This is a genomic window from Achromobacter sp. GQ309, from assembly GCF_059759315.1.
This window is the reverse complement of the sequence record NZ_JCAXDP010000002.1, coordinates 802,858-822,514: the sequence shown is the minus strand read 5'-3', so window position 1 is coordinate 822,514 and position 19,657 is coordinate 802,858. Positions and strand designations below refer to the sequence as shown.

18 protein-coding genes are annotated in these 19,657 nt (G+C 66.3%); 7 read left to right on the top strand and 11 right to left on the bottom strand.

Features of this window, described 5'->3' with window-relative positions; all coding sequences use genetic code 11:
- Nucleotides 1-16: 16 nt before the first annotated feature.
- Both gspD and gspE read left to right on the top strand, forming a co-directional pair.
- The gene (gene gspD, locus AC6CIE_RS09080) at nucleotides 17-2,398 is read left to right on the top strand and encodes a type II secretion system secretin GspD (protein WP_498092057.1); all 2,382 of its coding nucleotides are present in this window, start codon (nucleotides 17-19) and stop codon (nucleotides 2,396-2,398) included.
- A complete protein-coding gene (gene gspE, locus AC6CIE_RS09075) occupies nucleotides 2,395-3,822 on the top strand; it encodes a type II secretion system ATPase GspE (RefSeq protein WP_498092055.1) in 1,428 nt (475 codons plus the stop codon). Before gspD ends, gspE begins: the two co-directional genes overlap by 4 nt.
- Nucleotides 3,823-4,079: 257 nt before the next feature.
- Here gspE and AC6CIE_RS09070 read toward each other — a convergent pair whose 3' ends face one another.
- Nucleotides 4,080-5,216, bottom strand: a complete 1,137-nt coding sequence (locus AC6CIE_RS09070; protein ID WP_498092054.1) for an alkene reductase — start codon at nucleotides 5,214-5,216, stop codon at nucleotides 4,080-4,082.
- Between the two features lie 153 nt (nucleotides 5,217-5,369).
- On the opposite strand from AC6CIE_RS09070, the gene AC6CIE_RS09065 reads away from it, so the two are divergent.
- Together AC6CIE_RS09065 and AC6CIE_RS09060 are read left to right on the top strand one after the other, a co-directional pair.
- On the top strand, nucleotides 5,370-6,278 hold the full coding sequence (locus AC6CIE_RS09065) for a LysR family transcriptional regulator (protein WP_498092052.1): 909 nt from the start codon (nucleotides 5,370-5,372) through the stop codon (nucleotides 6,276-6,278).
- Nucleotides 6,279-6,376: 98 nt separating this feature from the next.
- The gene (locus tag AC6CIE_RS09060) at nucleotides 6,377-7,573 is read left to right on the top strand and encodes an MFS transporter (RefSeq protein ID WP_498092050.1); all 1,197 of its coding nucleotides are present in this window, start codon (nucleotides 6,377-6,379) and stop codon (nucleotides 7,571-7,573) included.
- Nucleotides 7,574-7,790: 217 nt separating this feature from the next.
- Here the strand turns inward: AC6CIE_RS09060 and gspN are convergent, their stop codons facing one another.
- The 10 genes from gspN to AC6CIE_RS09010 form a co-directional block, all read right to left on the bottom strand.
- Complete coding sequence (gene gspN, locus AC6CIE_RS09055; RefSeq protein WP_498092048.1) at nucleotides 7,791-8,555, bottom strand: type II secretion system protein N; 765 nt, start codon at nucleotides 8,553-8,555, stop codon at nucleotides 7,791-7,793.
- 79 nt (nucleotides 8,556-8,634) lie between these two features.
- Entirely contained in the window at nucleotides 8,635-9,219 is a 585-nt protein-coding gene (locus AC6CIE_RS09050) for a type II secretion system protein M (RefSeq protein WP_498092046.1), read from the bottom strand.
- Entirely contained in the window at nucleotides 9,216-10,208 is a 993-nt protein-coding gene (gene gspL / locus AC6CIE_RS09045) for a type II secretion system protein GspL (RefSeq protein WP_498092044.1), read from the bottom strand. Before gspL ends, AC6CIE_RS09050 begins: the two co-directional genes overlap by 4 nt.
- Entirely contained in the window at nucleotides 10,205-11,155 is a 951-nt protein-coding gene (gene gspK, locus AC6CIE_RS09040) for a type II secretion system minor pseudopilin GspK (RefSeq protein WP_498092125.1), read from the bottom strand. The genes gspL and gspK overlap by 4 nt, the downstream gene beginning before the upstream one ends.
- Nucleotides 11,128-11,430, bottom strand: a complete 303-nt coding sequence (locus AC6CIE_RS09035) for a hypothetical protein (RefSeq protein ID WP_498092129.1) — start codon at nucleotides 11,428-11,430, stop codon at nucleotides 11,128-11,130. Before AC6CIE_RS09035 ends, gspK begins: the two co-directional genes overlap by 28 nt.
- A 15-nt stretch (nucleotides 11,431-11,445) precedes the next feature.
- On the bottom strand, nucleotides 11,446-12,051 hold the full coding sequence (locus tag AC6CIE_RS09030) for a type II secretion system protein GspJ (protein WP_191579435.1): 606 nt from the start codon (nucleotides 12,049-12,051) through the stop codon (nucleotides 11,446-11,448).
- 2 nt (nucleotides 12,052-12,053) lie between these two features.
- Nucleotides 12,054-12,455: a type II secretion system minor pseudopilin GspI gene (gspI, locus tag AC6CIE_RS09025; protein ID WP_498092123.1), complete on the bottom strand. Its 402-nt coding sequence runs from the start codon at nucleotides 12,453-12,455 to the stop codon at nucleotides 12,054-12,056.
- Nucleotides 12,456-12,687: 232 nt separating this feature from the next.
- Nucleotides 12,688-13,176, bottom strand: coding sequence for a type II secretion system minor pseudopilin GspH (gene gspH, locus AC6CIE_RS09020; protein ID WP_451999971.1), 489 nt, complete (start codon nucleotides 13,174-13,176; stop codon nucleotides 12,688-12,690).
- Nucleotides 13,148-13,576, bottom strand: a complete 429-nt coding sequence (gene gspG / locus AC6CIE_RS09015) for a type II secretion system major pseudopilin GspG (RefSeq protein WP_175126123.1) — start codon at nucleotides 13,574-13,576, stop codon at nucleotides 13,148-13,150. The genes gspH and gspG overlap by 29 nt, the downstream gene beginning before the upstream one ends.
- A 364-nt stretch (nucleotides 13,577-13,940) precedes the next feature.
- Nucleotides 13,941-14,384: a hypothetical protein gene (locus AC6CIE_RS09010; RefSeq protein ID WP_451999973.1), complete on the bottom strand. Its 444-nt coding sequence runs from the start codon at nucleotides 14,382-14,384 to the stop codon at nucleotides 13,941-13,943.
- A gap of 862 nt (nucleotides 14,385-15,246) precedes the next feature.
- On the opposite strand from AC6CIE_RS09010, the gene AC6CIE_RS09005 reads away from it, so the two are divergent.
- The 3 genes from AC6CIE_RS09005 to AC6CIE_RS08995 are packed head-to-tail and all read left to right on the top strand — an operon-like array spanning nucleotide 15,247 to nucleotide 19,655.
- Entirely contained in the window at nucleotides 15,247-17,232 is a 1,986-nt protein-coding gene (locus tag AC6CIE_RS09005; protein WP_498092042.1) for an alkaline phosphatase family protein, read from the top strand.
- Nucleotides 17,233-17,253: 21 nt separating this feature from the next.
- A complete protein-coding gene (locus AC6CIE_RS09000) occupies nucleotides 17,254-17,448 on the top strand; it encodes a hypothetical protein (protein ID WP_175126126.1) in 195 nt (64 codons plus the stop codon).
- 35 nt (nucleotides 17,449-17,483) lie between these two features.
- Nucleotides 17,484-19,655, top strand: coding sequence for a phosphocholine-specific phospholipase C (locus tag AC6CIE_RS08995; RefSeq protein ID WP_175138942.1), 2,172 nt, complete (start codon nucleotides 17,484-17,486; stop codon nucleotides 19,653-19,655).
- Nucleotides 19,656-19,657: the final 2 nt, after the last annotated feature.

The window sequence follows — 19,657 nt, the reverse complement described above, 5'->3', positions numbered from 1 at the left end:
GGGCAACTATTTCGTCATGCGTCACATCGCGCAATTCAGCCTCGCCTTCCTGCTTGCCGCAAGCCAACTCGGACCCGCCGCCAGCACGGCTCATGCACAACAGGCGGACAACCGCGTCAGCCTGAACTTCGTCGACACGGACATCCCCGCAGTGTTGCGCGCGCTGTCCCTGTTCACGCAGCGCAACTTCCTGGTGGACCCTCGCGTCAAGGGCAAGCTCACGCTGGTGTCGGACCGGCCCGTGGATAGCGCGCAGGCGCTCTCCATGCTGACGGGCGCGCTGCGGTTGCAGGGCTTTGCCATCGTCGATGTCGACGGCGTGACGCGCGTGGTGCCCGAGGCCGACGCCAAGCTGCAAGGCAGCGCTGTCGTGGGTGGCCCGGGCGTGGGCGGTGCCCGTCCGGCGGGCGCCGCGACCGCTGCGAGCGGCAGGGCGCCCGTGCCCGTGTCGGCCTTTGCCAAAAGCGGCGGCAACAGCGGCGAAATGCTGACGCGCGTGTTTCCGCTCAAGTACGAGAACGCCGCGAACCTCGTGCCGGTGCTGCGCCCCATGGTGCCGCCCAACAACCCGATCAACGCGTACCCCGGCAACAACACGCTGGTCGTGACGGACTACGCCGACAACCTGGAACGCATTGCCGCCGTCATCGCGCGCATCGACGTGCCCAGTTCGATGGACACCGACGTCGTGCCGGTGCAGTCGGCCATCGCCACCGACATCGCCATCCTGGCCTCGCAGTTGCTGGACACGCAGAGCAGCGATCCGACGCAGCGCATCGCCATCGTGGCGGATCCGCGCAGCAACAGCGTGCTGGTGCGCTCGGGCAGCCCGGCCCGCACACGTCTTGCGCGCGAGCTGATCCAGAAGCTGGATGCGCAGCAGAACCGCGCGGGCAACCTGCACGTGGTCTACATGCGCAACGCGCAGGCCACGCGCATCGCCGAGGTGCTGGGCGGACTGCTGACGGGCCAGGCCAATTCCGCGCCCGGCGCGGCCCCCGGCGCCAGCAGCAGCACCGGCGGCTCGCAGGGCGGCGCGCGCACGCAGAACACCGCCAGCAGCACATCCAACCAGGCCGGGCTGGGCATGTCCAGCCAGTCGGGCTCATCCCGCGGCGGCCTGTCCGGCGAACAGGAGCGCATCGCGCGCGAAGACAACTCGTCGCAAGCCGTGTCGTATTCCGCGGGCGGGGCCACCATCCAGGCGGACCCCGCCACCAACTCGCTCATCATCTCCGCGCCTGAGCCGCTGTACCGCAGCCTGCGTGAAGTGATCGACCAGTTGGACCAGCGCCGCGCGCAGGTGCTGGTGGAAAGCCTGATCGTCGAAGTCAGCGAGGAAAAGGCCGCGGAATTCGGCATCCAGTGGATGACCGGCGCCGGCAACATCAACGGTAATGGCACCAGCTTCATCGGCGGCACGAACCTGGGCGGCAGCGGCATCACCGGCAACGGCCCGACGTCCATCGACGCGCTGGGCGGCGGTCTGAGCCTGGGCGTGGTGAAGGGGACTGTGGATGTGCTGGGCAACGAAGTCATCAACCTGGGCGTGCTGGCGCGCGCCATGCAGAACACCGGCGAAGCCAACATCCTGTCCACGCCCAACTTGCTGACGCTGGACAACCAGTCGGCCAGCATCCTGGTGGGCAAGACGGTGCCGTTCGTGACGGGGCAGTACGTGACCTCGGGCAGCAACGGCAGCTCGAACCCGTTCCAGACGATCGAACGCGAGGACGTGGGCCTCAAGCTCAACATCCGACCTCAGATCTCCGAAGGCGGCGCGGTCAAGCTCGACATCTACCAGGAAGTCAGCAGCATCGACGAAAGCCGCTCGACCCCCACGACCGGCATCGTCACCAACAAACGCGCCATCGACACCAGCGTGCTGATCGACGACGGCCAGATCATCGTGCTGGGCGGCCTGCTGGAAGACAACGTGACGCTGACGTCCAACAGCGTGCCGGGCCTGGGCTCGCTGCCCGTGATCGGTTCGCTGTTCCGCTACGACACGCGCAAGCGCACCAAGACCAACCTGATGGTGTTCCTGCGTCCCTACGTGGTGCGCGACGCCAACCGCAGCGCCAGCGTCACGATGGACCGCTACGACTACATGCGCCGCGCGCAGGGCGCCGTGCAGCCGCGCGATCATTGGGCGCTGCCGGACATGCAGGCGCCGATCCTGCCGCTGCCGGGTTCCGCGCCGTCGGTGTCGAACAACGCCTACGATCTTCGTCCTGAACAGCAGGCGCAAACGCTGCGCCGCCCGCCGCCCACCACGGTGGAGACCTTTGCGGTGCGCCAGTATCCCGGCGCGCCGCCCGCGCCCGCGCAGCAGCCCATCCGCGCGCCGCGGCCGGTCATGATGACGGTGGCGGTGGACCCCGAGAAGCTGCTATGAGCGCGCACCCCTTGCCCTACGCCTGGGCTCGCGCGCAGCGCGCGGTGCTCTCGCTGCGCGGTGGGCAGGCGCAACTGACGGTCAGTCCGCGCACGCCCGAATGGGCCGTGCGCGAAATCCGGCGCTGCCACGGCGATATCGGCCTCACGCAGATCGACGACGAAGCGCTGGAGACGCTGCTGACCGCGGCCTACAGCCACTCGGAAGACGCGGCGTCGGTCATGGGCGTGGCGGAAAACGAGATCGACCTGGACCGCCTGATGCAGGACATGCCCGAGGTGGCGGACCTGCTCGAAGCGCAGGACGACGCGCCCGTGATCCGCATGATCAACGCGCTGTTCGCGCAGGCCGCGCGCGACGGCGCCAGCGACATTCACATCGAACCCTTCGAAACGCATTCCGTGGTCCGCTACCGCGTCGACGGAACGTTGCGCGATGTGGTGTCCCCGCGCAAGGCGCTGCATGCCGCGCTGATCTCGCGCATCAAGATCATGGCGCACCTGGACATCGCCGAAAAACGCCTGCCGCAGGACGGCCGCATCGCGCTGCGCGTGGGCGGCCGGCCGATCGACGTGCGCGTGTCCACGCTGCCGACCGGCCATGGCGAACGCGCCGTGCTGCGTCTGCTGGACAAGGAAGCGGGACGCCTGCAACTGGAAAAGCTGGGCATGAGCCCCGGCGTGCTGTCACAGCTGGACCGCCTGATCCGCCAGCCGCACGGCATCGTGCTGGTGACTGGCCCGACCGGCAGCGGCAAGACCACCACCTTGTACGCGGCGCTGAGCCGTCTGGACGCTTCCACCAGCAACATCCTGACGGTGGAAGACCCCATCGAATACGACCTGGCCGGCATCAGCCAGACGCAGGTCAACGCCAAGATCGACATGAGCTTCGCGCTGGCCTTACGCGCCATCCTGCGCCAGGACCCGGACGTCATCATGATCGGCGAAATCCGCGACCTGGAAACTGCGCAGATTGCGGTGCAGGCGTCGCTGACGGGCCACCTGGTGCTGGCCACGCTGCACACCAACGACTCCGTGTCGGCGGTCACCCGCCTGACGGACATGGGCGTAGAACCGTTTCTGCTGGCGTCGTCGTTGCTGGGCGTGCTGGCGCAACGCCTGGTGCGCAAGCTATGTCCCGCTTGCAAGGCGCCGTCAATGCTGGACGGCGTGCAGATGTTCCACCCCGTGGGCTGCGAGGCCTGCAACCATACCGGCTACAGCGGCCGTTCGGGCATCCACGAGCTGTTCACGGTTGACGACGAGGCCCGCCGTTTGATCCACGAAGGTCGCGACGAACGCGAACTGCGCCGCGCCGCGGCTGCGTCGGGGATGCGCAGCATGCGCGAGGACGGACAGCGGTGGGTTGATGCGGGGCAGACGTCGCCGGAGGAAATTTTGCGGGTGACGCGGGACGCGTAACGCTGGCAGTTGCTTGGCGTCGGACACCTCACTTCGTTCTACAAACTCTGCCCGGTGTCAGACACCCGGGTGAGTTGGCCTTCCTATTGTGCAGGCCTTCCCCGGGTGTCTGACACCTTCTCCTGCCCGTCGCCGCCCTTGATGTCGAAGTTCATCCAACTTGAGATTGGTTCACCGAACTTGGCCTGTAAGTGGGCGGAATGTCGGTTGAGCGGCCGACAGCTTTCGGCCCAAAACCGAGGTTTCGCTTTAACGTCCTAGGCGTCATCGGGAGAGTAGGCTTCATAGTCCACGTAGCCTTCTGCTCCACCACCGTAGAAGGTCGCGCGGTCAGGCGGCGTGAGTGGCCAACCGTTTTGCAGACGCGCGACCAAGTCGGGATTGCTGATGAAGGGGGTGCCGAACGCTGCGAGGTCTATGACGCCATTAGCGATGAGGAACTCCGCCCGGTCCCGGGTCATGCCCCCAGCCAGGATCAGGCTGGTTTGGGGCAGATATGACTTGAAAGTGCTTAGCAGCGATCTGAACCCCGTCGCGGCGCCGTCGTCAATAGTGGTGTCTCCGACGGCGAAGCCGCTTTGATCCATCAAGTGAACGTATGCCAATTTTCGCTTGCCGATTTCCTGAATCAGACGGGTGTAAGTTGCATCAATCTCCGGATACAACGGCATATCGAACAATTGGCCGTAGGGCGAGATTCGGATGCCCACTCGCTGCGCACCGATGCGCTCTACTACGGCGTCTATCACGTCCAACGTGAAGCGTAGGCGGTTATCCATGGACGCAGCCGAGTACGCGTCGGTGCGGTCGTTGACCAAAGGGTTTAGGAATTGCTCAAACAGATACCCGTTCGCGCCATGAATTTCGACTCCGTCAAAGCCGGCGTTTACGGCATTGGCCGCAGCCTGAGCGAACTGCTGCACGATGCGAGGAATCTCGGAGGTCGCGAGCTGGCGCGGGGCTGGCGGATCGACTAGGCCAGGTGCCCCGAACTCGTCATAGCCGAAAGCCTTTGCGCCGACCGGTGTCTTGGAACTCGCGCTGACCGGCAAGGCGCCGTCATTCTGAATGGACGGGTGAGATACCCGGCCGACGTGCCAGATCTGCGCGAACATTCGGCCGCCGTTTGCGCGGACCGAGTTTGTCACCAAGCGCCACCCGGCAATCTGTTCTTCGGTGAAGATGCCGGGATTGAAGAGGTAGCCTTGGCCTTCTCTCGAAATCGGTGTTCCCTCGCTGACGATCAGTCCTGCCGTGGCCCGTTGGGCGTAATACAGCGCTACCCGCTCATCGGCAATGTCCTCGGGTGCACGTGATCGCGTCAGCGGCGCCATCACAATGCGGTTGCGTAGTTTGATTGGGCCCATGTCATAGGGTTCAAAGATTCTGGTCATGTTGATTCCTAAGTGCCGTTGCGCGATTGGATAGGCGCGGAAAGAAGGCTTTAGTGCTTTAAGCCGTCGAGGGGCGAAGCCAAATCTTATTGAGGAAATCGCAGACGAATACGGATAGTATTTACCTATTCTTCGGAACCAATTTCCATAAACATGTATTCCTCTGAACGCCTGAAAGGCATAGACGTTTTCGTGTCGGTTGCAAATGCAGGCAGCTTTACGGCTGCAGCTGATCGTTTGAACTTGACAAACTCTGCCGTGGGAAAGGCGGTGGCTCGCCTGGAATCGCGGCTTGGAGTCCGATTGTTTGAGCGCACCACGCGCAGTCTCTCTTTGACCGACGCCGGCCAGGCGTTCTATAGAACATGTCAGAGGGTGCTCGGGGAGCTTGAAGAGGCTGAGCACGTGCTCAAAGCCGACGATACGGATCCTGTAGGAAAGCTGCGGATCGACCTGCCGGCAACTTACGGCCGCCTGGCTGTGATGCCCGTCATTTTTGACTTCATGCGCGCGTTTCCCAACGTCCAGCCGCAGGTTTCGTTTACCGATCGATTTGTGGATCTGGTGGAAGATGGCGTCGACGTCGCCGTGCGTATCGGCGGCGCAGAGACGTGGCCGACGCCGGTCGGGTACCGCTACCTTGGTCGGGAGCGGCGCATATTCTGCTGCGCGCCGAAATATCTGGAGCGGGTGGGAGAGATGGCGAACGACGTCAGTGCCCTGGAGAGGCTCGATGCCGTGCTTTACCGGCGGCCGGATGGCACGCCCAGCCCATGGTTCCTTCAGCAGGGTGATGCACCTGTCGAACACTGCCATCCAGCGGCAAAGCTTGAGGTCGGTAGCGCTGACTCGTGGGTCGAAGCGGTGGTCCAGGGATTTGGCGTGGCCCAACTATCCACATGGCTCATTGAGGATCGGTTAGCCCGTGGCGAATTGGTGCAGGTTTTTCCGTCAATGGCTGTGGATGGCTTGCCTCTATACCTTCTGTGGCAGAGGAGTCGACAGTTGTTGCCCAAAGTGGATGCCTTGCTGACTTACTTCGGGGATAGGCTGCGGATCTGATTTCGGACTTAAGGGATGAAATAGGTGGAATAAGTGTCCAACATGAGAAATCTAGGACTTAATAAGATGCAAGGCTTGAAAACCCCTCTGGCCGAAAAATGTCATCTTCATCCACCACGGTCCCACAACAACCGGGACACGCTGCGCGAGCTGGCGCCGCATCCACATATATCCTCGCGATCGCAGCGTTCGTAATCGTCACAACCGAGTTTTTGATGGTGGGGCTATTGCCGGCCTTGGCGCGCGACCTTTCAATCTCCGTCGCCACGGCTGGTCAGCTTGTTACTCTATTCGCGGTCGTCGTAATGCTCTTTGGCCCGCCGCTAACCGCATGGCTTGCACACGTAGAACGCAAGCGCATGTTTATGGCGGTGCTCGTTCTTTTCGCTGTATCCAACGCCGTGGCGGCGTTGGCGCCGAATGTCTGGATATTGGCCATCGCCCGCGTCGTGCCGGCGCTTGCATTACCCGTGTTCTGGGGCACGGCCAGTGAAACCGCAGCCCAGTTGGCGGGGCCGGAACGAGCGGGGAGAGCAGTTTCTACCGTTTACCTGGGTATTTCCGCGGCCATGCTATTGGGCATTCCGCTGGGTACTGTCGCGGGCGATGCTATCGGGTGGCGAGGCGCCTTCTGGGCCTTGGCACTCTTATCGGCGCTGATTGCGGTGCTGCTGCATTTCCTCATGCCTGCGCTGGCTGCGGGCAAACGAGTCGCGCTTGCTCAGCAGGCTCGGATCCTTCGTGATCCCGCCTTCTTGGCAAATGTGGCGCTGTCGATTGCCGTCTTCACCGCGATGTTTACGGGCTACACCTACTTGGCCGAACTGTTGGAGAAGGTGGCGCTTGTGCCTTCGGCCAACGTTGGGTGGTGGTTGATGGGCTTTGGTGCCGTGGGCCTCGTGGGGAACTGGCTGGGCGGCTTGTGGGTGGACCGCAAGCCGCTCGCCAGCACCGCAATTTTTAGCGTCGTTCTTGCCATCGGTATGCTAGCCACTATGTTTTTTGCCAGGCAGAACGTCTGCTTGGCAATCGCGTTGGGGGTTTGGGGCATTGCAAACACGGCCCTTTATCCCATTTGCCAGATCCGAGTCATGAAGTCAGCTCCCCACGCGCAGGCGCTGGCGGGAACAATTAACGTCTCCGCCGCCAACGGCGGCATCGCCCTGGGCGCAGTTCTTGGTGGAGCCAGCATCGCATGGTGGGGCGTCGCTAGTATTGCGGTCGTGGGTGCCTCTGCGGCAACGATTGCGGCGGCGACCGCCGTCGTCATCAGTCGCTGGCTGAAAACTCATTAATTTAATGATCGCGGTGAGCGGGCCCGCTGATAGGCTTATCGACGGCCAAATTTGGAGGAATGGCCGAGCACTGGGAAATTCCGTTCCTGACCGGTAGTGGTCGTTGGTCGCCCGGGTCTGGCTCACCGCCGTTTTAGGGTGCGCGAGGGGGCTGGGATTGGAGAGCATCGTGATGTGATGGACTCGATCAGCTACCCAGTTCAATGAACTTCGACATTTAACGCGCCGATTTCCCCACGCTGAACGTCACCGTGTCGCCTGATCGGCGGCCTAGCGTCGACATCAGGCCGTCCAGCGCGGCGCGGTCGGCTTCGCTGGCCGATCGAGCGAACGTGACCTCACCCTGAAAGTTCAAACCGCGCGGGCCCGTGCCGCCCTGGCCCTTCACGTCGAGCAGGCCGCTTTCCGTGCTGAGGACCAGCGTCGCGCCGCTCTTTCCGCCTTGCGCGCGCAACAAGTAGGTGCCCACCGGTGTGATGGGCGAGAGCGCAGTTGCCGCGTTGCGCCAGCGCAGGTCAACGGCCGGGCCGGGGGGAAGCGGGGCGCCCAGGCTCAGGGGCTGCCAGCTGATCTCCAGCATGCCTTGCGGCGACAACGTATTCCAAGGCGCGCCGAGCGCGGGCAGGACCGTCGCGGGCACGCGCAGGGACGACGCAGGCAGCGCCAGGCCGTTCCACCCGGGGCGCGCGCGTAAGGTGCCCTGCAGCCAGGGATGCGAGATGTCGAGCGCCAGCGTGTCCCAGCGCCATTGCCATTGCACCGGTTGCGGCAGCACGCGGCGCGCGCCTTGGGCGCCCAGTGCGACCCAGGCGCTGCCGCGCCACAGCGTCCCGCTGGCGTCGGCCAGTGTGACCGGCGCGTCGTCTGGCAAGAACGCCAACACCCAGCGCGCGGGCAGCACAGCGGCGCCCGCGGCGGCGGCGCATAGGACGCCGGCGAAGCACAGTCCTGCGACGCGGCGCGAGGGAAGCTTCACAGGCATGAGTCGCTCCCGATTGCGGCGCACACCGTGCCAACCCTCTGCAGGCCTGCCGCGCGGTCCAAGAGAATCTTCACGACCATCACCGGCTCCCCGCCGCCTGCGGCGGCAGCAGCACGACCTTGCCGTTGACCAGGCCCGGCAGCGGCCGTCCATTGGCGTTCGCGGCGCGCGTCAGGTCCACTTGCGAGATCGCCAGCCCCCAGTCGCGTCCCGCACCGTCCAGCCAGCGCATCAGCGCCGACGACGGCGCCTGGTCCAGCGACAGTTCCACGCCACCGCCTTCCGCATCCGCCAGCTTCCATGGCCCCGCGGGCAGGCCGGCGCGTTCCAGGCTTGCCGCCAGTTCCGCCGTGCTGGGCATCGCGCCCGCAGGCGCGGCGCTGCGCTGGCGCAGGGCGGCGGCTTGCGCGGTCAGGTCGGCGACGGTGGCGGCCTGGGTGCGCAGCCCCGGCAGCTCGGCCTGCAGCTTGCGCACGGTGTTCAGGGCGGGTTCGATCAGGGTGACGAAGCCGATCGCCGCGCCCAGCAGCAAGGCGGCTCCGGTGACGAGGCGCCGTTCGCGCGGGGCCAGCGCCTGATAGCGTTGGCGGGCGCGCGCGAGCGCCGGGTCCACGGGTTTGCGCGCGGCCTGCCACGCGGCTTGAAGTCGGTAAAGCGGTTTCATGGTTGGCTGCGCACGATGCGCCAGGTGTTGTCGGTGTCGCCGCGTTCCAGCTTCAGCCCCAAAGCGGCGGCCTGCTGGATCAGTGCGGGGGTTTCGGCGACGCGTTGTGCCTGCGGGCCAGCGTCCGCCAGCTGCAACGTCAGCGCCTGATCGGCGTAGGTCAGGTGCGCGACCTTGTCGGCCGCAAAGGGCAGGGCCTGCGCGGCTGCGCGCGCCAGCGGCAGGAAGTCGCCCGCGCTGGCGGCGCCGCGGTTGGCCTGCAACGCGTCCAGCCCTTGCTGCGCCTGACGCGCCGGGTCCAGCACGACCGGTACGTTGGGAAAGGCCGCCAGCACCTGATCGTGCATGCCGCGCTGCAAGGCGTCGGCCTCGCCGCGCAACTGCGCCGCGTAGATATTCAGTCCCGCAATCCACACCACGGCGGCCAGCGCGCCCCAGCGCCACACCGGCTGCCAGCGCGACACGCTGACCGGGGCAAGCTGTGGCATCGCCAGCGACCATGCGGGCGAGGGCGCGTGCCAGCGCGGATCCGCGGGATCGCGCAAGGGCGCATCCGTGGCCGGCGCCAGCGCCTGCGGCGCGATCAGCGCGCGCACGCGCAGCCCTTGCTGGCTGAGCAGTCCCCAAGCACGACGAACCGGTTCACGCGGCGACCACGCCAGCGGCACGGAGCCGTCCGTGGCACGTGTGCCGTACCCGATCGCCAGACTATCCAGATCGCTCAGCACCAGCGGTTCCAGCGCACCGCGCACGGCCGCGCCAAAATGCGCGCGCGCCACCGCAGGGATCTGCACCGTCGCGGCGATGACGTCGGCAGGATGCAGCACGGCTTCGCACATGGCCTGTGGCCAGGCGTTTCCGAGCGCGCGCAGCGCCAGCTCGCCTTGCCGCACGCAGCGGCCGCGCCGGTCGAACCACGCGTAGGGCAGCGGCGAATCGGCGCCAAATTCCTCCAGCGCGGGCAGGGCGATGCGCAGGGTGTTCTTCAAGGTGTTTCTCTCGTCCAGATGGTTTCGGGCGCGGCCGGCGGGGCGCTGCGCATCAGCGCCTGCATGGAGACGCGCGCCCGTTCGTAGACCACGGTGCCGCTGGCCAGGAACCAGCCGCTGTTGGTGGAGACCGACGGGGCGGGCGTCTTCACGCCCGTGCCCGCCAGCCGATTGGCGAAATCGCCCGTGTTGTTGAACCAGTTGCCGCGATCGCGCTCGCCCGCCATTGCGCGCGCCTGCGCCAGCGACAGCCCCGGCACCAGCGCCGCGATAACCTCGGCGGGCGCGGTGTTGACGTTGACCGTGGTGGCCGAAGGCAGCAGCGTCATCGTGCGCCGCAGCGCATTGCGCATCGGCGGCTCCAGCCCCAGCAGGGCGGCCACTTCGTCGACCCCGCGCGGCAGCGGCGCGCGCGCCTGCGGGCCGGGCCGCGCGGCGGTGTTCGGGGCGGTGTCTGGGGTGGCGTTAGGGGTGGAGTTAGGGGCGGCGTCAGGGCCGGTGTTCGAGGCATTCGCCGCCAGCGCGGGCGGCTGCGCCGACGCGACGATGTCGACGATCCGCGCGGCCAGCGTATCGGGCAGTTCCAGCACGCCCAGCAGACGCCGCAGGATTTCTTCCTGCTCCGGTTGCGGCACGCCGTTGCGCGCCAGGTTGTAGAGGTTGTACTTACCCTGTTCGTCCTGCACACCGCCAGAAAACACCGCCACGCGATCGTCGCCCGGACGTTCGATGCGGGTGTCCAGCACCGGCGTGGCCCAGATCTGGTCGCCGCGGGTGGTGGGCTCGCGCCGGCCGTGGTCGCGTATCACTAGGCGCGCCCAGTCGATCCCGCCCGCCAGCATCGCGCGCGCCTGCACCCGCGCCAGTTCATTTTCCACGCGGCGTGTGCTGGCAGTCTGCCGCTGAAACAGACTGGTCGTCAGCGCGGCCACGATTGCGACAACGATGAGCGCGCTGACGACCGCCGCGCCGCGTTGGCGGAGCGCGGTGGGGGTGTAGCGCGCGGCGGCTGGGTCTTGTGCGTTGCGTGCGCCAGATGCAGCAGATGCAGCAGAGGCAGCAGATGCGGCAGATGCAGCAGATGCCGCGGATGCAGCAGATGTAGCGGATGCAGCAGATGCAGCAGATGCAGCAGATGCAGCAGATGCGCCAGATGCGCCAGATGCGCCAATTGCGCCCATTGCGCCCCTTGCGCCGCGCGCGCCACCTCTGCCAGTTCCATGAATGACCACCCGGCTCATGGCAGCTCCAGGACGCGCGTATAGCGCCGCAGGTCGCCCGGCACCCCGCGTTCAAACGCGATCTCCAGACCGCTAGGCGCGGCGGCAAACGAGGCGTTGGCGTCCGCCCAGCCCACGCCCGGCACCCAAGCGCGCAGCGCGAGCGACCGCACGCCCGGCAGCAACAGCACGCCGTCATTCGCCGCAGGCAACGGGCTGCGCTGCGCGGACGGTCCGCCCACCCGCCACAAACCGTCGCGGCGCACCTGCCATTGAATGCGCTGCCACAATCCGTTGCCATCCGGATCGGGACGCAAAATCTCCAGCGTCTGCCCGCCCGCCGCGCGCGGCAGCAGCCGCAAGCCCGTCGTGAACGCCACCGCGTCCAGTCCCGGCGAATCAAAGGCGGGACCCGTGTACGACAACTCCACGTCCCGTGCCATCTGACCCAGCGTGCGCACAATCGCATCCGTGTCCTCGGCCTGCGCAGCGATCAGATCGCGCGCGCCCGACACGCTGGCCAGTCCGCGCCAAGCCATCAGGCTGACAAGCGCCATCAGCGCCAGGGCGACCAGCACCTCGATCAGCGTGAAGCCGGCCTGCGATTGTGGAGAACGGCGCATCGTCATCGCAGGCTGGACAACAGCCCGTCGAGCTGCAGCAGGATCGCGCCATCGCGGGGAGACGCGGTGTCGTGGACCTTCACCGCCACCTGCCGGAAGCTTCGGTTCATGGAATTGGTGAACACCAGTTCACATTGCAGCGCCAGGCCGCCTTGCGGACACGGCACCATCTGCGTGCCGGCGCGCGGCAGGGCCTGTTCCAGTCGCAATTGCGTCAGCGCATTCTGCGCGGCCAGCAACGCCAGCGTCTTGTCCTGCAGCGCGCGGTTGTTCGCCGCCATCACGCCGGTGGCGCGCAGCGCCGCGCCCATCGCCACGGCGATGATCGCCAGCGCGACCAGCACTTCGATCAGCGTGAAACCGCGCTCGCGGTTGCGCGGACGGCGAAACGCGGCGCCCGCCACGCTTGGGTGAGCTTGGCCGCTGGCGCCTGGGGCAGAGTCCCCGGCGTTGCCGTGGCGGGCGTCACCGGCGGCGGCATTGCTGGCTTTGTCGACGGCGTCATCGACGGCTTCATCGACCGCTTCAACGACCGCTTCATCGACGGCTTCATTAACAGGCAGACCGAAAGTGTCATCGACAGCATCATCAACAGCCTCATTGACGACTTCACCCGCGGCCACCTCGGAAGCCATCTCAGCGAATCTCATAGCGCCCCGCAGCGTCGCGTTGCAGCGTCACGTGCGCATCCGCTGCGCTCAGTGTCAGCGTCATCGGCGCGGCAACCCATTCGGTATTGAAGATCAGCGGGCGGTCCGGATCCAACCGCCATTGCACCGGCGCGGCCGACCACGACTGCGGCCGCAGCACCTCATCGCTTTCCAATCGGTCGACAGGCACGGAAATATCGTCCTGCGCCGTGGGGCCCACCGAACGGCCCGCGCGCTCGAACGACCAGCCCTGGCCGTTCGCCAGCCAGCGTATGTTGCGTCCATCGCTGCGCGCTTCGCTCTGCGCCACCGTAAACGCATCGGCCAGACGCTCGGCATCAGCCCGCAAGCGGTTGTCGCCCCGGCCGACAGACAGGCTCACCATGCTCGCGGCAATGGCCACGATCACCAGCACTACCAAAACTTCGACCAGCGTGAAACCGCGCTCAGAGGTCCCAGGAACCGATGTCGGCATCGCCGCTTTCTCCGCCGGGCTTGTTGTCGGCGCCAAACGAGAAGACGTCGACGTCGCCTTTGACGCCGGGGCTCAGGTATTGATAGGGGTGGCCCCACGGATCGTTGGGCAGCTTGTCCAGATAACCGCGCCAGTTGGCCACGCCATCAGGCTTTTGCGCCAGCGCCCGCAGGCCCTGCGCAGTAGTGGGATAGCGGCCATTGTCCAGGCGATACAGCTTCAGCGCCTGCATGATGCCGCCGATGTCCTGACGGGCAGCGGCCTGGCGCGCCTGGTCGGGGCGATCGAGGACACGCGGCACCACCAGCGCGGCCAGAATCCCCATGATCACAATCACCACCATGATCTCGATGAGGGTGAAGCCCTGCTGGCGGGCAAGCCCGCGCGGTAACTGACGCACTTTGCAACTCCGGTCTATCTGTTGAAGCCCGGGATTGTGGACATGAAATATGACAGTAATGCGCACGCCGGGAGATCGCCCCGTTCGTCTTGCGCGACTTTGTCACTAGCTGCTGAATTACTAGATGCTGATTCACGAGCTGCTGAGTCACAAGCTGCTGAGTTACAAGCTGCTAAGTCACAAGGTGCTAAGTCACAAGCTGCTAAGTCACAAGCTGCTAAGTCGCAAGCCGAACATTCACGGGCTGCTAGTTCACGAGATGCAGGTTCAAGAACCGCCGATTCCATAGAACGTTCGTCAGGACGCGCAGCGTTGCCAGCCTGCCGTCTGTCATTGGCTCATGCGTCGCGGACCCGTCCCACGCCTACTTTTCCCGCGTGATCCCGCCCGGCGCATCCTGGGCCGCCGGCGCCGCCAGTCGGCTTGCGCGGCCCGACTGTTCGACCGTCACGGCATCCGCCGCAATGTCGCGCAGCACGATCCCCGGCGCCACTTCCGCGCCGGCCCGCCACGCCAGCGGCGGTCCGCCGTCCACGCTCAACACCGCCGCGCCGTCGGGGCCGGCCGCGATCACGCCCAGCACGGTTATCTGCGTACGCATAGCCTCATCCTTGCCGAACCACAACGCCACCGGCGTGTTATCGGCCGCGCGCGGCGCAGCCGCGGAGACGGCCGGGGGCAGGGGGCCGGGCTGCGGCGCAAGCAGGATCGACGCCCACACCCCAAGCCCCGCGGCAAAGGCCAGCACGGCGAGGACGCGCAGCGCGGCTGGCGCGGAGGGCAGGGGCAGGCGCAAGGACAAAGGCATGGCATTCAGGCAAGGGCAACAAGACGCGGCCGACTATAGCGGCGTTTCATGACAGCAATGCAATAGCAGCAACCAGACGGTAGCAATACGACGGTGTCAGACACCTGGGGAGACTCCCGCGGCAAATGCTCGTTGGCTTGCCGCGACGTCTCAGCGGGTGTCAGACACCAGGCGCGGTGATCACCGCCAACGTCGCCAGACACCCGTGAATCTCCCGCCACACGCGAAGCGTCATCGCCACGACGCAAGACGCAGCGTAAGTCCCCGGAGGCCGCCCGCGCGGCCGAACGTGGACGGGCCCCGCAAGCCGCTTCTAACCCGGGCACATCTCCAACAGAACGCCAAGCACGCTGACCGTCCCGCCGCCCGGCAAGCTTGAACTGCTCGAGTCCGGTGCGGTGGCGGCCCGGGGTGCGCGGGGCGTCGATAAGCCCGAGGGAATCGGAAGGCAGGCGCCGAAGGCGACAACGACGATGACGACGGGGCAGTCCGGAGCGAAGGCTCCGGACCGCAATCGTGGCCCCGCGCGCCCCGGGCCGCCACCGTGCCGGACGCCTCAAGAACTCAACGCCCGGGCCCCACCGACCCAGACGCCTCACCGGCGTCAGACACCCAGCATCACCGCGCCTCCGGCCGCCAAAAATCCACCCCCTCCCTTGCCCAACAAGCAACCGACCCATCCAAAAAGCCCCCCGGCATTGCCCCATACGCAAAAGAATCCTGATTCAGCAATCAACGTTTCTCTCCTTTGCTTCACGGGTCTTTCACGTTCGATCGCCACCATGTCGCCCAGCGTAAGACCCCCTTCATGAAAAAGAGAAGAGAAGCAATGCAGACATTGAATTGGAGAAGATGGTGCGCCATGTTGCTGGCGACCAGCGTATTGGCCGGCTGTGGAGGCGGCGATGACGATGACGACGAGGCCCCAGTGGAACCTCCGACCCAGCCCCCCGTGACAACGCCCGGCGAGGCGCGCGTCGACAAAGTGCTGTTCGTCGGCGTAGACGGCCTCACCTACGACGCGCTGCGCCGCGGCGCCGCCGACAACACGCTCCCCAACCTGAGCCAACTGACCGTCACCCGCGCCTGGACCGGCGGCGTCACCGGCACCGTGACCCAACAGCCCACGCTGACCGCGCCCGGCTGGGCCACCTTGCTTACCGGGCAATGGGCCGACGTCCACGGCGTGCGCTCCAACGCACAAGGCCAGGGCATGAAAGCCCCCAGCCTCTTCCAACGCATCAAGACCGCGCAGCCAGAAGCGCGCACCGCCGGCGCCTTCAACTCGCCGCTGCTGGCCGGCCTCTTAAGCACCGACCGCGACGCCGGCTACGTCCAGACGCTGACCGACTGCGCCGGCCAAGACGACTGCGTCGCCTCCCAAACCCGCGACCGCATCGCCGAAGGCTACGACCTCGTCGTCGCCCAATTCGCCGCGCCCGAACGCGCCGCCGCCGAAGACGGCTTCGGCACCACCTACGAAGCCGTCATTCGCCAGACCGACGCCGCCCTGGGTGTGCTGACCAAGCAACTGGCCGACCGCCGCGCCGCCCATCCCAACGAAAACTGGCTCATGGTCGTCGCGTCCAGCCACGGCCTCGACAAAACCGGCGGCAGCGACGGCCTGCCGTTCTCCTCCAACAAAACCATCCTCCTCGCCGCCAATCAACCGTCCCTGCTCGGCGGCAGCGCCGATGACGCTTCGTTTGACGGCGTCTGGGACACCAATTGGTACGCGCTGCCCAGCGCCGCCGACGTCGCGCCCACCGTCCTCTCGCACCTGGCTGCATTGCCCCAAGCGGACGCCTACGACATGGCCGGCACCGCGCTCTCCGAACCGCTTGCGCTGCGCCGCGTCGCCACCCGCACCGCCATGGACAACAAGAGCGTCACCGTCAGCTGGGTGCGCGTCGGCGAACCCGCCGGCGACATCGTCGTCAGCCGCGACGGCAAAGAAGTCGCGCGCCTGCCCGGCACCGCCACCGAATACGTCGACACCGGCTTCACCTTCGACACCGAAGGCGTGCACGAGCTGGCATACAGCGTCTCCGCCGGCCGCGCCGTCAGCGCCGCGCGCGCCTCGGTCGTCTACGCCAAACCGGTTCCGCTGCTCGCCTCGCTGCGCACCGGCCTGACCATGTTCTTCCCCTTCGAAGGCGACGTGACCGACAAGGCCGCGGGCGGCGGCGCAATCACCCCGTTCGACGGTGCGCAGGCCCCGGCCTACGCCGACCCCGGCGTGTACGGCAAAAGCTTCCGGAACGAACGCGGCACGGCGGCCCTGGGCGCCTTCAAGCTCGACTACCCCGCAGGCCTCATGGACAGCGTCCAGGCCTTCACCATCGGCTTCTGGTATCAGTCCGACGGCACCGCCAACGACCGATCCATCGTAGGCAACAAAGACTACAACTCCGGCGGCAACCCCGGCATCACCATCGCCCAATGGGCCGGCCCCGAGCTGCGCTTCAACGTCGCCGGCGGCGGCAAACGCGCCGACATCAACGGCGTCAAGTTCACGGCCAACAAACCCGTCTACATCGCCATGACCATCGACAAGACGGCCCGCACGATGACCGCCTACCGCTACGACAGCGAACTGGGTTTCGTGCGCAACGTCACGTCCACCGCCAACCCGGGCGTCGACCTGACCCAGATCGCCGGCATCTTCGGGCCGCATATCGGCCTGAACGAAGACGGCAAGGGCACCTACGGCATCTGCTGCGCCGGCACCAAGGGCCCGTACACCATGATTTTTGACGACCTCGCTTTCTGGTCGCGCGCGTTGACCGAGGAAGAAGTGAAATCCCTCGCCCTGTCCGGCAAGTCCGTCTCCGAACTGTTTCCCTGATGTCCCAAGGATAGATACCCCATGAGCAAGTCCATGATTTTGCGCGGTTTCCTGCGCGCCGGCGCGGTGCTGATGCTGACCGCCACCCTGGCCGCCTGCGGTGGCGGCGACGACGATGACGACGCCGGCACCCCCACCGACCCGGGCACTCCCACCCAGCCCGAGACGCCCGCGCCGCCGCCGCCCGCCAAGCCCGAACTGCGTTGCGCGCCCTGAGCCGCGCTTCTTGTAGACCCATAGGAAAAGCATCCGTGAAGTCCGAAAAAGACACGATCCACGCCGGCAAGCGCCGGTTCCTGCGCAACGCCGCCGCCTCCACTGCCGGGCTGACCGCGCTGTCGATGTTCCCGCCCGCCATCCGCCGCGCGCTGGCCATCCCCGCCAACAACCGCACCGGCACCATCAACGACGTCGAGCACGTGGTCATCCTCATGCAGGAAAACCGCTCGTTCGACATGTACTTCGGCACGTTCAAGGGCGTGCGCGGCTTTGGCGACCGCATCACCATTCCGCTGCCGCAGAACCGCTCCGTCTGGGAACAGACCAACGGCACGCGCGTCGTCATGCCGTATCACCTGGACAGCACCCAGGGCAACGCCCAGCGCGTGGCCGGCACGCCCCACGACTATGTCGACGCCCAGATGGCCTGGGACGGCGGCCGCATGGACCAATGGCCGCGCTACAAGCAGAACCAGTCCATGGGCTACTACCGCGAAAAGGAAGTGGAGTTCCAGTTTGCGCTGGCCGACGCCTTCACCCTGTGCGATGCCTACCACTGTTCGACGCACGGCGGCACCAACACCAACCGCCTGTTCCACTGGACCGGCACCAACGACCCGCTGGCGCAGGGCAATGGCCCGTCCACCCGCAACCAGTGGGACAGCCTGGGCGCCTCGAACATCGGCTGGACCTGGAAGACGTATCCCGAACGCCTGCAGGAAAACGGCGTCACCTGGAAGGTCTATCAGAACCTGCCCGAAAACTTCGGCGACAACCCCCTGGCCGGTTTTCAGCAGTACCGCCGCGCAAACGAACTGGCCGGCAACGGCAGCAACGGTGCGCCGTACCCGGCCTGGACGCCCAGCATGGACGCGGCCAACCCGCTCTACAAGGGCACGGCCAACACCATGCCCGACGGCGGCTTCCTGCAGGCCCTGCGCGATGACGCCCTGAACGGCACGCTGCCGCAGGTTTCCTGGATCGTCGCGCCTGCCAATTATTCAGAACACCCCGGCCCGTCCAGCCCCGTGCAGGGCGCCTGGTACATCCAGGAAACGCTGGACGCGCTGACCGCCAATCCGGACGTCTGGAGCAAGACCGTCCTGCTCATCAACTTCGACGAGAACGACGGCTACTTCGACCACGTGCCGCCGCCCGCTGCGCCGTCGCTGAACGCCGACGGCTCGATGGCCGGCGCTTCCACGGTCAACACCGACCTGGAACGCCACACGCACGCGTCCGCCCAGGACGCCGCCGACAATCGCGTCTACGGCCCCGGCCCGCGCGTGCCGATGTACGTCGTGTCGCCGTGGAGCCGTGGCGGCTGGGTCAATTCCCAGGCGTTCGACCACACGTCCGTGCTGCGCTTTCTGGAAGCCCGCTTCGGCGTCAAGGAAGAGAACATCAGCCCGTGGCGCCGCGCCGTGCTGGGCGACCTGACCTCGGCTTTCAACTTCGCGACGCCCAACGACGAGAAGCTGTCGGGCCTCGACATCCTGACCCGCTCGGAGGCAGACCAGGAGCGCGCCGCCCAGCAGGCGTTGACGGCCGTGCCGCTGCCGGATCCGTCCACGCAGGCCAAGGGCATCCAGGAAAAGGGCGTGCGCAACTCCCGCGCCTTGCCGTACGAACTGCACACCAGCGGCCGCAGCCAGCCGGGCACCGGCAACATGTGGCTGGTGTTCTCGAACACGGGAAAGCAGGCCGCGGTGTTCCACGTCTACGACCGCCTGCATCTGGATCGCCTGCCGCGCCGCTACACGGTCGAGCCGGACAAGCAGTTGGAAGGCAGCTGGGACACGGCCGCCGATGGCGGCAAGTACGACCTGTGGGTGCTGGGCCCCAACGGCTGGCACCGCCATTTCGCGGGCGACCTGGCGCATGACCGCACGGCGCAGCAGGATGCCGAGATCCGCGTCTGCTACGACATCGCCAACGGCGACGTCTACGTCAGCTTCATCAACGCCGGCAAGACGACGTGCACGTTCGAGGTGACGCCCAACGCCTATTACGCCAACCACGAACGCTGGACGTTCACGGTCCCGGCGGGCGGGCAGGTCGAGCAGCACTGGGCGCTGGCCGGCAGCCATGCCTGGTACGACTTCACGGTGCGATTGGCCGAGGATCCGTCGTGGCTGCGCCGCTTTGCCGGCCGCATCGAAACGGGCAAGGCGTCCGTGACCGACCCGGCCATGGCCGAGTAAGC

Coding starts and splice junctions, on each gene's coding strand:
- gspE (WP_498092055.1), top strand. CDS start 2,395: ATGAGCGCGCACCCCTTGCCCTACGCCTGGGCTCGCGCGCAGCGCGCG.
- AC6CIE_RS09070 (WP_498092054.1), bottom strand. CDS start 5,216: ATGACCAGAATCTTTGAACCCTATGACATGGGCCCAATCAAACTACGC.
- AC6CIE_RS09010 (WP_451999973.1), bottom strand. CDS start 14,384: ATGCCTTTGTCCTTGCGCCTGCCCCTGCCCTCCGCGCCAGCCGCGCTG.
- AC6CIE_RS09065 (WP_498092052.1), top strand. CDS start 5,370: ATGTATTCCTCTGAACGCCTGAAAGGCATAGACGTTTTCGTGTCGGTT.
- AC6CIE_RS09050 (WP_498092046.1), bottom strand. CDS start 9,219: ATGAAACCGCTTTACCGACTTCAAGCCGCGTGGCAGGCCGCGCGCAAA.
- gspN (WP_498092048.1), bottom strand. CDS start 8,555: ATGCCTGTGAAGCTTCCCTCGCGCCGCGTCGCAGGACTGTGCTTCGCC.
- AC6CIE_RS09060 (WP_498092050.1), top strand. CDS start 6,377: ATGTCATCTTCATCCACCACGGTCCCACAACAACCGGGACACGCTGCG.
- AC6CIE_RS09030 (WP_191579435.1), bottom strand. CDS start 12,051: ATGCGCCGTTCTCCACAATCGCAGGCCGGCTTCACGCTGATCGAGGTG.
- gspH (WP_451999971.1), bottom strand. CDS start 13,176: ATGCCGACATCGGTTCCTGGGACCTCTGAGCGCGGTTTCACGCTGGTC.
- AC6CIE_RS09005 (WP_498092042.1), top strand. CDS start 15,247: ATGTTGCTGGCGACCAGCGTATTGGCCGGCTGTGGAGGCGGCGATGAC.
- gspD (WP_498092057.1), top strand. CDS start 17: ATGCGTCACATCGCGCAATTCAGCCTCGCCTTCCTGCTTGCCGCAAGC.
- AC6CIE_RS09000 (WP_175126126.1), top strand. CDS start 17,254: ATGAGCAAGTCCATGATTTTGCGCGGTTTCCTGCGCGCCGGCGCGGTG.
- AC6CIE_RS09035 (WP_498092129.1), bottom strand. CDS start 11,430: ATGGAACTGGCAGAGGTGGCGCGCGCGGCGCAAGGGGCGCAATGGGCG.